The 11,223-nt window shown below is 36.1% G+C and carries 11 protein-coding genes and 2 pseudogenes; 11 read left to right on the top strand and 2 right to left on the bottom strand.

The features are described 5' to 3' along the window. Positions 1-6: 6 nt before the first annotated feature. The 5 genes and pseudogenes from H1D32_RS20065 to H1D32_RS20085 all read left to right on the top strand — a co-directional run bounded on the left by H1D32_RS20065 (position 7) and on the right by H1D32_RS20085 (position 4,940). Positions 7-1,021, top strand: a pseudogene (locus H1D32_RS20065) (ThiF family adenylyltransferase). Between the two features lie 75 nt (positions 1,022-1,096). Then, a pseudogene (locus H1D32_RS20070) lies at positions 1,097-2,023 on the top strand (L-lactate dehydrogenase); the annotation flags it as partial. A 163-nt stretch (positions 2,024-2,186) separates the two neighbouring features. Continuing rightward, a complete protein-coding gene (locus H1D32_RS20075) occupies positions 2,187-2,390 on the top strand; it encodes a sodium:proton antiporter (protein WP_261179979.1) in 204 nt (67 codons plus the stop codon). Positions 2,391-2,633: 243 nt separating this feature from the next. Then, positions 2,634-3,263, top strand: coding sequence for an HAD family hydrolase (locus H1D32_RS20080; RefSeq protein WP_261179980.1), 630 nt, complete (start codon positions 2,634-2,636; stop codon positions 3,261-3,263). 111 nt (positions 3,264-3,374) lie between these two features. Then, positions 3,375-4,940: a rhomboid family intramembrane serine protease gene (locus H1D32_RS20085; protein WP_261179981.1), complete on the top strand. Its 1,566-nt coding sequence runs from the start codon at positions 3,375-3,377 to the stop codon at positions 4,938-4,940. A 68-nt stretch (positions 4,941-5,008) separates the two neighbouring features. Here H1D32_RS20085 and H1D32_RS20090 read toward each other — a convergent pair whose 3' ends face one another. Further along, a complete protein-coding gene (locus H1D32_RS20090; protein WP_261179982.1) occupies positions 5,009-5,887 on the bottom strand; it encodes a hypothetical protein in 879 nt (292 codons plus the stop codon). 82 nt (positions 5,888-5,969) lie between these two features. Between H1D32_RS20090 and H1D32_RS20095 the strand changes: the two genes are divergently transcribed. Continuing rightward, the gene (locus H1D32_RS20095; protein WP_261179983.1) at positions 5,970-7,019 is read left to right on the top strand and encodes a M42 family metallopeptidase; all 1,050 of its coding nucleotides are present in this window, start codon (positions 5,970-5,972) and stop codon (positions 7,017-7,019) included. Between the two features lie 160 nt (positions 7,020-7,179). Then, positions 7,180-8,643, top strand: a complete 1,464-nt coding sequence (locus H1D32_RS20100; RefSeq protein ID WP_261179984.1) for a spore germination protein — start codon at positions 7,180-7,182, stop codon at positions 8,641-8,643. 261 nt (positions 8,644-8,904) lie between these two features. On the opposite strand, the gene H1D32_RS20105 is transcribed toward H1D32_RS20100, so the two are convergent. Beyond that, positions 8,905-9,309, bottom strand: coding sequence for a YueI family protein (locus H1D32_RS20105; RefSeq protein ID WP_261179985.1), 405 nt, complete (start codon positions 9,307-9,309; stop codon positions 8,905-8,907). A gap of 195 nt (positions 9,310-9,504) precedes the next feature. Between H1D32_RS20105 and H1D32_RS20110 the strand changes: the two genes are divergently transcribed. The 4 genes from H1D32_RS20110 (at position 9,505) to H1D32_RS20125 (ending at position 10,947) form a co-directional block, all read left to right on the top strand. Next, complete coding sequence (locus tag H1D32_RS20110; protein WP_261179986.1) at positions 9,505-9,645, top strand: hypothetical protein; 141 nt, start codon at positions 9,505-9,507, stop codon at positions 9,643-9,645. Between the two features lie 327 nt (positions 9,646-9,972). Beyond that, the gene (locus tag H1D32_RS20115; RefSeq protein WP_261179987.1) at positions 9,973-10,176 is read left to right on the top strand and encodes a YqgQ family protein; all 204 of its coding nucleotides are present in this window, start codon (positions 9,973-9,975) and stop codon (positions 10,174-10,176) included. A gap of 40 nt (positions 10,177-10,216) precedes the next feature. Then, positions 10,217-10,627, top strand: a complete 411-nt coding sequence (locus tag H1D32_RS20120; RefSeq protein WP_261179988.1) for an ATP-binding cassette domain-containing protein — start codon at positions 10,217-10,219, stop codon at positions 10,625-10,627. 38 nt (positions 10,628-10,665) lie between these two features. Continuing rightward, a complete protein-coding gene (locus tag H1D32_RS20125; RefSeq protein ID WP_261179989.1) occupies positions 10,666-10,947 on the top strand; it encodes an ATP-binding cassette domain-containing protein in 282 nt (93 codons plus the stop codon). Positions 10,948-11,223: the final 276 nt, after the last annotated feature.

Here is an 11,223-nt window from a genome sequence, read left to right on the forward strand (position 1 = left end):
TGTGTCATGGGTAGTATTGAACGTTATTCTAGACAAATACTGTTTCAACCAATAGGCGAAGAAGGTCAAAAAAAACTAGCAGCAAAAAAGTCCTAATTGTAGGGATGGGGGCACTAGGTACAGTTTTGGCTAATCATCTAGTTCGGGCAGGGGTTGGTCATGTTCGCTTCGCGGATCGTGACTATGTTGAGCGAAGTAATTTACAAAGACAAATGCTCTTTGACGAAGATGATGTAACTCAAGCTCTACCAAAGGCAATTGCAGCTCAAAATCGGTTACAGAAAATTAATTCAGATGTTACTGTTGAAGGAGTCGTCACTGATGTTACCTTGCAAAACATAACTGAGTTAATGGATGGCGTTGACTTGGTGTTAGATGGGACTGATAATTTTCAGACACGCTTTTTAATAAATGATGCTTGCTATAAAGCAGGTGTCCCGTTTGTCTATGGTGGGGCGGTTAGTTCTAGAGGTATGTCGGCGATTTTTATCCCGGGAGTTACCCCTTGTTTACGTTGTTTTATTGGCGGTGGGAATACAGCAGGTCAAACATGCGATACAATCGGAGTTATTTCTCCAGTTGTTGATATCGTGGCCTCATTTCAAGTGATCGAAGCATTAAAGTATTTAACGGATAATCATGATGTCCAAAGAAAAAGTTTGATAACTTTTGATGTGTGGAAGCATCATATGTATGAAATGAAATTTTCTAAAAGCAAAGAGAATTGTCCAACGTGCAGTTTGCATGAATATCCAGCGCTTCACGAGGATAAAGAGCAAGCCGTAACTTCGCTTTGTGGAAGAGAAACGGTCCAGATTAACATGGGGCAAAAATTAGATTTACATGTATGGGCTGAAAAACTGTCAAAGTAGCAGAAGTAACAAAAACCCCATTTTTAATTCGAGCTCAGTTAACTGAAGGCGAAAAATTAGTCTTATTTCCTGACGGTAGAACGCTCGTGCAGGGTACAGAAGATATTACTCGAGCAAAAAGTTTATACGCTAGATATATTGGCTTGTAACACTTTTTTTCGTTTTGCAAGATAGAATTTTTATTGGAAGGTGGATCATTTATCAATGGAGTATAATAAACAACCAGAGTTGTCGTAATTGGAACAGGCTTTGTAGGTTCAAGTTATTCTTTTGCGCTACTTAACCAGGGAATTACAGATGAAATGGTATTGATCGATTTAAATAAGAAAAAAGCAGAAGGCGATGCTATGGATTTAAATCATGGCATGCCATTTGGCTCGCCTATGAAAATTTGGGCTGGGGAATATGCCGATTGTAAAGACGCTGATATAGTTGTTATTACTGCTGGGGCAAATCAAGGTCCTGGAGAAACCCGTTTGGATCTGATCGAAAAAAACGCGAAAATCTTCAAAATAATTGTTGGTGAAGTGATGAAGAGTGGGTTTAATGGTGTCTTTATTATTGCGACAAATCCAGTAGACATTCTGTCTTACGCTACCTGGAAGTATTCAGGTTTACCGATGGAACGTGTCATCGGCTCAGGTACAATTCTTGATACCGCTCGCTTTCGGTTCTTATTAGGACAGTACTTCAATGTCGATTCAAGAAGTGTTCACGCCTACATCATGGGCGAACATGGTGATACCGAACTTCCGGTCTGGAGCCATGCGAATATTGGTGGGCGTTCGATCCTTAGCTATTTTGAAGACCATAAGGAAGGACGATCATTGGAAGATCTAGATAAAATCTTTATTAATGTTCGTGATGCAGCTTATCATATTATTGAACGTAAAGGTGCAACCCACTATGCTATTGCAATGGGATTACTTCGTTTAACAAGAGCGATCTTACGTAACGAGAATTCAGTGTTAACTGTATCGACACTTCTTCGAGGTGAATATGGATTGGATGATATTTATATTGGAGTTCCAGCTATCGTTAATAGTAATGGTATTAGAGAAGTGTTAGAGCTTAATTTAAGTGATGAAGAAAGACAAAAATTACACCATTCAGCCAAAGTGTTACGGGATGCGATGGGTCCAATATCTTAATTATCCCCGAAAACCTAATCCGCCGATTAGGTTTTTCTTTTAGAATAAGAAAACAGTACCGTTTTTAGTACTGGATTTCTAAACTTCAGTGTTGGAGTTTTTTTTATCATCTGAGAATAAATTTACCTTATTAATGCAAACTTATTAATGAGGTGATTGAAGGATGTTCGATAACAGGAACAACAACAGTAATATGTTAATGACAATGGTACTCTCAATGATTTCAGTATTTTTTATTTATCAGTACCGATATCGAATTATAAATTTGGTATTGGGTACAAGGTGGATCCGACGTTTAGCTGTTTCTGGAGCTTTACAAATTCCGTTTATCCGAGATCGCTTTTATGCTCGGTTTATGCCTTTTTAGGAGTTGCTACTTTATTTTAGTGTAGCCAAGCGGTTGCTTGGCTCTTCACGTGTGGTTGAACTTTCTTCGCAACAGACGATCTAAAAAGCAACATAAAACCGCCCAAAAACTTGAAAAACTAACTTGAAGTGGACAGAAGCTGTCTACTTCTTTTTATGCTTACGTAAGAGAAGAAAAATAAATAATACTGGTCATTCGAAAAGCTCAGAAATGATTGTTATAATAAACTTAAGGGGGAGTATTATGAGATGGAAAACGATTTGTTTCGATTTAGATAACACATTGTTTAGTCATGAGGATGCTTTTGAAAAAGCTATTTGTTTTTGCTTTGATACGCTCCTTAAAGCAAAAAATCTCCAAGAAGGAATTGATACGAAAAAGTTATTTACTGTTTTTAAAAAGTATAGTGATGTTTATTGGAATGATTATGAAACCGGCGTTTTGTCTCAAACGGAATATCGTCGAAAACGTTTTCTACAAACTGCGGCACATTTTCACTTCCCGTTTACCTACTCAGAGGCGGATGATTTCCACGAACATTATTACTTAGTGATAGATGACTTTAGTGAACCTTATCCCCAATTATCGTTGTTAATGGAAAATCTAGCTAAGGCAAATATTAAATTAGGTATTATTACGAATGGAACTGCCGATACTCAATATAATAAAATAAATAAATTGGCGCTTAATCAATGGTTTAGCGATGATTGTATTTTGATTTCGGAAGAAGTTAAGGTTTGTAAACCGAATCGAGAAATTTTTGACCTAGCAAAGAAAAAGTTACAATCTGACGGAGACTACCTTTTTGTAGGAGACTCGTGGGACCATGACGTCATTGGGGCGATAGAAGCCGGCTGGGATTCTATCTTTTGAATACGAGAAACGAAACTCCAAAAACTGGGCATAGGCCAGCAAATATTTGTTATAGTCTCCCTGAAGTTGCTAAATTTATTTATAACGAAAACAACTTGGAAGGATGAAATTATGGACGAATTAAGCCAAGATGTCTACTATTGGCAAGTGATTCATCATCTTGTTAAAAATATTGGTATGAGTGCGTTTCTAGTTAAGTCAGAGGAAAAGGAGATTTGGCTAGAAACCACAGAGGACTCATCTGAAGGAACAACTGTCATTCGAATTCTACGTCATGATATGAATTGGAGCAACTATATTGCTAGAGATCTAGAAAACCTAGCAAAAGATGCCGAACATGTGCGGAAAGACCTAAGAAGTAAACGCCTGCATATTATTAATGTGTATATCTCTAGCTTCTTGCCGGTGGACTCGTATGAGAGATTTCTGGATCACCCAGTAAAAACAAAAAATAACCGAATTACTATACAATCATTTATTCTTGATGGTGAACATGGATATGAACAAAGAGTTTCAAAGTTAAGTGAGGTTATAAATTGCGAACTTCCTAGATTAACTCAAATTAGTCATGATCCTGTCGGAGACATACATCAGTACCGCCGCGAGGTTGTAGCAATTTCTGACAGAAAGTCAAAGCAAGAAAGAGCTTTATTCACTTATGGGAAGCCAGTGCTCACATTTTTACTCTTAATTAGCGTTCTCATTATTTTTGGATTTATGGAGTACTATGGAAGTAGTACTAGTTTATTAACGTTAGTCGAATTTGGAGCAAAATATGATCCGCTTATTCATCAAGGTGAATGGTGGCGTTTTTTTACAGCTGTTTTTTTACATATAGGTATTATTCATCTTGTTATGAATTCTATTGCACTTTATTACTTAGGTGGACTTGTTGAAAGGATATATGGGACACCGAGGTTTTTGTTAATCTATCTCATAGCAGGATTATTTGGTTCTATTAGTAGCTTTGCTTTTAACAGTCAAGTATCTGCAGGTGCATCTGGGGCTATTTTTGGTTGCTTTGGTGCAATCCTTTTTTTCGGAATGATCCATCGTAAACTATTTTTTCGAACAATGGGTAAAAACGTTATCATTATCTTAATTATTAATCTTAGCTTAGGTTTTTTAATTCCAATGATTGATAACAGTGCCCACATAGGCGGATTAGTTGGTGGTTTTTTGGCGGCGTCCTGCATACACTTACCGAGAAATAAACAATGGAAACTACAAATGACTAGCCTCCTTGTGATGCTAGGAACAGTAAGTGGACTGTTACTCTTTGGTTTTTCTACCCAAGAAGATACACAACAAACGCATTTAATTAATATCCAAATTAGTCAGGAACTCTTACAAAGAGGGGAAATTGAAAAAGCCTATCCACTGCTTAAAGCTGCTGTTGATAGTGAGGTAGATATTGTAGAAGCTCATTTTTTATTAGCCTATAGTGAAGCTAAGCTAGGTTATTTGATAGATGCTGAAAGAAACCTTCTAATTACGATTGAGCAGCGTCCTTTGCTTCATGAAGCTCATTTTAATTTATCTCTCGTTTACTATGAATTAAGACAGTATCGAGAAGCGTATCTTGCTGTAGAAAAGGCGTTGGAGTTAGAGCCAAATATGGAAGAATATATTGAGTTAAAAACGACAATTGAAAAAGTACTAGAAAAACAAATGTAGATTGTAAATTGAAAAATGGAATGGTTTGAAGCCATATATTATTTTTCAATCACAATCTACAATAAAACTTAAAATCTTCCCGTATTTTTGACGACACTGTACTTTTGCCCACCCGTACTAGAAAAAATAATAATAAAGTGTGAGTATGTCTTGTGGTATAGGATAAGAGGAACACTGCTCGCCAAAGGGCTTACAACTGTTCCATCCTGTTTTTCAATGCCTAAAAAATAATATTGATAGATAGCTCCCCATGTTTGGGCAATAAGTTCCCTACTTTCCTCACTGGTTAGTTCAGGGAACGTTGTATATCCGTATTTATGTAGACTTGTTAATGGAACAGAGTGGTAGTTTTCAGAATTGATTTGAAAATAATCAATTAGCTCCTCCCAGTTGTACTGTAAATTTTGATTAATAATAGTATCTAAGACTCTCTTTCCTTCTTGTTCTTCTGTAGTTTCAGGACTCTTGAAGTACACTAATGGGCTTAGTGGAGAATCGAGGATGTAAATTTGGTCATAGCTCATTGATTGCACACTCTTGGTTATATCATTTGGATAATGTAATTGACCATAGTGATAACTAATCGCCTCATAGTGTCCGCTATCTTCACCTGCAATTTTTAGAGATTGAGTTAGTTTGCTACTATTTTCTTTTGCTTGAGTTAGGATTTCTTTTAGGCGTCCATCCTCAAATAATAGGGAAATATCATGACTAAGATACAACTTTTCATTGATTTCAGACTTAGTCTTCCAAATTAATGTATACTCATCTTCGTCATTTTGATCTATTAATTCGATTGTTGTTTCCACGTGCTTATATTTCTTTGTTTCATCAATAGGAAAGTTCGCAATGGTTTCTTGTAATGTTTGATTTAAGAAAGTTACGTAATATAGAAGACTACCAGTCATTAGTGCTACAATAGTGATAATGCCAATAAGTTTTTTCAATAGATATCCCTCCTCGGACAGCCTATCTAACTTTATGTTTAAAATAAGCTAATTATGATAAAAAACTTAAGGAGTGAAGTAAATGTCGTTTACTGTTAATACAAATGAAGTCGTTGAATTGATTGAGCGTTTAGTAAACATTCCCAGCCCCTCTGGAAATACAGAAAAGGTTATCCAATTCATTGAAAAGTATTGTGATGAACTACATATCCAATCAAAACGGAATAGAAAAGGTGGTTTAGTCATTACACTTGACGGTGAAGACAATTCAAAGCATCGAATGTTAACTGCCCATGTCGATACCTTAGGTGCAATGGTAAAAGAAATCAAGAAGAATGGTCGACTTAAATTAACAATGATTGGTGGCTTTCGTTGGAATTCTGTGGAAGGTGAATATTGTCAAATAGAAACGAGTGAGGGGAACTCTATTACTGGTACGATATTAATGCAACAAGCCTCCGTTCATGTTTATAAAGATGCAGGAACTGCTGAACGTGACGAAAAAAATATTGAGGTTAGGATTGACGAGAGAGTTATGAATGATGAAGACGTCAAGTCGCTAGGAATTTCTGTTGGTGATTTTGTTTCATTTGCGCCAAGATTTGAAAGAACTGCTAGTGGCTTTATTAAATCTCGTCATTTAGATGATAAAGCTAGTGTAGCGATTTTACTTAATTTAATGAAAGAAATTAAAGAGAATGATGTGAAATTACCATATACGACGCATTTCCTCATTTCTAATAATGAAGAGATCGGTTACGGTGGTAATTCAAATATCAGTCCAGAAACTGTGGAGTATTTAGCAGTAGATATGGGAGCAATTGGGCTTGGCCAAACAACGACCGAATATTGTGTATCCATTTGCGCAAAAGACTCGAGTGGTCCATATAACTTACGCTTGAAAAATAAGCTTGTGAACCTTGCAAAAGAGCACCGTTTAAATTATGAGATTGATATTTATCCTTACTATGGTTCAGACGCTTCAGCAGCAATTCGCTCAGGCAACGATATCGTTCATGGCTTAATCGGACCAGGAATTGCAGAATCGCATTCTCATGAAAGAACACATGAGTCGTCTTTAGAAAATACTAGTAAACTAATTTATTATTATATGTTATCAGAAATGGTGTAAATTTAATTACTAATTATGCATTATTAATTATGAATGATGAAAAAACAGATTGTGAGAAATTCGCAATCTGTTTTTTCATGATTCATTCAACCTTCTGTATATTTTTTGCATGGATTTTTCTACTTTAGCTAAAAATGTAATTGAAGTGGAGGCGGTAAAATTGTCGAACGAAGAAATAAAACATAAAATATCTCGAGATTTTGAGCAAAATATCGCTTATTTGAACAAAGAACTTGGCGTCGAAAAAAGTTTTGATATAGTTAGGGTTGACCTTAAATACGGCGGTAGGAAAATGGCCATATTTATCGTTGATGGATTTGCAAAAGATGAATCGTTAACTCAAATCCAAAGAGAGTTTATGGCTATTAAAGAAGAAGAATTAACAGAAGATGCCCTACAAACACTAATTAAATCGAAGATCCCTTACGTGGAAATTGAAACAGAAAAGGATCTAGATAAAGTTGTTGATCAAGTCCTGGCAGGCCCAGCAGCTCTTGTTGTTGAGGGGATAGAAGAAGTCATTCTCATTGACACGAGAACATACCCAGTGCGAGGACCTGAGGAGCCAGATACTGAACAGGTTATTAGAGGTGCAAAAGACGGATTTGTTGAAACCATTATTTTTAACACGGCTCTTACTAGAAGGCGGGTTAGGGATCGAACACTTCGCCATGAATACATGACGGTAGGAAGACGCTCTAAAACAGATTTATGTATCTCTTATATTGAAGATATTGCTGATCCATTACTTGTTAATAACATAAGACAGGCTCTTCAGAAAATTGATACAGATGGCTTGCCAATGGGCGATAAAACGATTGAAGAATATTTATTTGGGCAACATTACAATCCTTACCCTCTAGTACGATATACCGAACGTCCAGATGTTGCGGCAGCACACCTATTCGAAGGACATGTGATTATAATGGTTGATGGCTCACCAAGTGTTATTATTACACCAACCACATTTTGGCATCACTTACAGCATGCGGAGGAATATCGTCAAAAGCCGATCATCGGGATAGCGTTGAGATTGGTAAGATTTTCGGCAGTGTGGGCATCCATTTTCCTTTTGCCTTTATGGCTTTTGTTGGCTACTAACCAAGCACTCTTGCCAGAAGGTTTAGCATACATCGGCCCAAATGAAACAGGAAGTGTACCTTTGTTAGCGCAGTTTATTATTGCAGAGGTTGGGATTGAGATGCTAAGAATGGCAGCGATTCATACACCATCTGCTTTGGCAACTGCTCTAGGTCTTGTTGCCGCAATCTTAATTGGACAAGTAGCCATTGATGTAGGGTTATTCTCACCTGAGGTCGTATTATATCTTGCCGTGGCTGCTGTAGGCTCCTTTGCGACACCAAGCTATGAAATGAGTTTAGCTAACCGTCTCATTCGTATTGTTCTTTTATTAGCGACTGGGTTTTTCCATGTTTATGGTTATGTTATCTCGATTACTCTGTTATTTTTGTTGCTGACAACAATGAAAGTCTATCACACACCTTATTTATGGCCATTTATGCCATTTTCAGCAAGAAGCTTTCGCGATGTAATCTTTAGGTCACCAATTCCGTTAAAAAGACAACGACCAACAGCCATCCATCCTTTAGATGAGGATCGATGAGGAATGTAGAATTTAGAAATAATGTAGAATGTAGAATTGCTACGAACATAATCTGAGGGTGGCTTAATGTCATCTTACAAAAAATGTTTCTTGAATATTTATTTTATCTTACTGTACTTTAGCCAAGCATCGTTTGGCTCTTCATGCTATGCTTGAAGTTTTTGAAACTAAATGAGCGATAAGACAAGTGAATTTGTCTTATCGCTCATTTAGTTTCAAAAGACGGTAAAAAAATTTCTCTATAAACTCAGGATAATGAATTTAACTTTTTCCCATATCTCTTTGGAAAGTATCATCTTCAACAAAGAAGGTATAGTCCTTCCCCGAGTTAACCGCTGTTTGGCTTGCTAGAACAAGTCCAATCGGAGTGTCATGACCATCATTTACAACAGTGAAAGGAATACGGTACTTTGATGCTTCTTTAAGATAATTAGAATACAAATGATAGGAAAGCTTACCATTGATAAATAAGTGAATGTCTTTTTTTGTTCGCATTACCTCAAGTGCTTCGGGATACATTCCCTTATGTATAACTTGCTTATTTGTTAAGGCTAAGTATATTCGCTCACTTATAGTTGATAAGAATAAGGCTCTTTCTTCTGGTAGTGTTTCTGCCCTACCGTGAATTCCTTGAAACAGTATGTCATGTAGTTTATTTTCTTGCAACTTAATCCCTCTTTTCAACTTCTTCATCATTTGAGATAAATAAATTCAATTTCTTGTCCTTAATATAAGCATACATTCATAAACTAATACAAGTATTTAAATTGAGGTGAGAGATTTTATGGCAATTATTATATCGTCTATTTTAACTGTTTTTTGGTTGGTTTGTCTACTGGTGGGTTACTTGTTTCAAGGAGAATGGAGCCGCATCAAACGGTGTTTATTTTTGTAGGGTTGGCATTTTTTCTATTCTTTTATCTTGGTATGGTGATCGGTACGAAGTTTTTAGGCTTTGTCAGTCATGGAGCTATGAGTATTTTCTTTGGTATTTTTGTCTAGGTCTAATTGGCTTTTTAATTTGGAAGTATGATCCATCTTTTGGATATGTAAAGCAAGAACCAGCATCACTAATTATTTTTCTAGTCTTTTTTTTAGTGTTAGGATTCGAAATTGCGGCTTTAGAGGTCTCACTTTGGTTCACCATTTTTGGAACGATCTTTTTTGGTGGCGGTTTATTTCTAGGGTTTATGTTTATTTATCAATTAATTCATCGGAATCGTACACCGCAAATTTTTGCGTTAATTCCACTAGTTCCCCTTCTTTTCATCGGACTTTTTAAACTGATATAATAAAAGTTATTAGACGATGAAATAGGGTGAAATATGAATGAATACAATGCATGAACTAAGACAGTTTTTACAGAAACATGGGGCGTTTATCTATACTGGTGACCGTGCAGGCGATCTTGAACTTTTTGAAATGGAGTTAAGGCAATTGTACGAGTGGAACATGATTGATATCCAGACGCTTGGACAAGGATTATTAATTTTAAGAAGAGAATTAAGTCAGCTTGATGCAAAATCTGATTGAATAATTCATTTTAAGGAACAATAGCATTAGGTGAAAAACTATGAACGTACTTTCAATGAAACATGTCTGGAAAAAAAAAGAGACAGCCTTTCTGCTTAAGGATGTCTCTCTCTTCATTAATGATGGTGAATGGCTCCTCATTTCAGGTCCAGTAGGGGATGGAAAAGAGGAGCTAAAAAAAGTGTTACTAGGTTTTGATAATGAATATGAAGGCTATATAAGTTTACACAAGAAAGACATTAAGAGTATGGAAGATTATCCTGCTAAAATTGCATTTATTCATAATCATTTAATTGACGAAAATGGCTCAAAAACAATTTATGAGTATCTCGCTTTTCCGTTAAGATTAGAAGGTTTCAGTGAAAAAGAAGTAGAAAAGAGAATTAATCATTTGCTACGACAGTTTTCCTTTTCAATGGACTTCGAAAAAATATGTATGGTCTATCACTAGAAGAAAAAATAACTGTCGCCTTTCTAAGAGCTACGATTTTGAATCCAAGACTAATTTTCATTGATGAACCTTTTTATCAATTATCGAATAGTAAACGGAAATTAATCTTAACAACAATAAAGGACAAGCTTCATGAATGGAAAGGTTGTCCCGTAGTAATTTTTTGTAGTTATATATATGAATGGCTCCCATATTGTGATCGACTTGTCATCATGAAAAACAAAACTATACTGCAAGAGGGCGAGCCAAAAGTTCTGCTAAAAGATCCGAAACATGTATTTGTGGCAAAGTATATGAATGGGGAAGGCTTTTCGTTTTGAAGGGCACCATAAAAGATCAGCAATTTTTTTCATCTGGCTATACTTGCAGACTGCCGCAAAAGCTTTATCATGAGTATCAACTTTTAACGGGCAAGAACTACTGATCGGTATTCAGGCAGAAAGTTTTCAAATCGAAGAAAATGCAAGCAAAAAAAATCATGGGTTAGTGATTAGCGTCCCTGTTCAAATCCTAAAACAGGAGAAAAATCATCTGAAAATATATACAAACGTTGGCTCCCAACCACTAGTTGCCCAAATAAAAAAAGTGGTAAATTA

The organism is Anaerobacillus sp. CMMVII (assembly GCF_025377685.1).
Lineage (GTDB): Bacteria > Bacillota > Bacilli > Bacillales > Anaerobacillaceae > Anaerobacillus.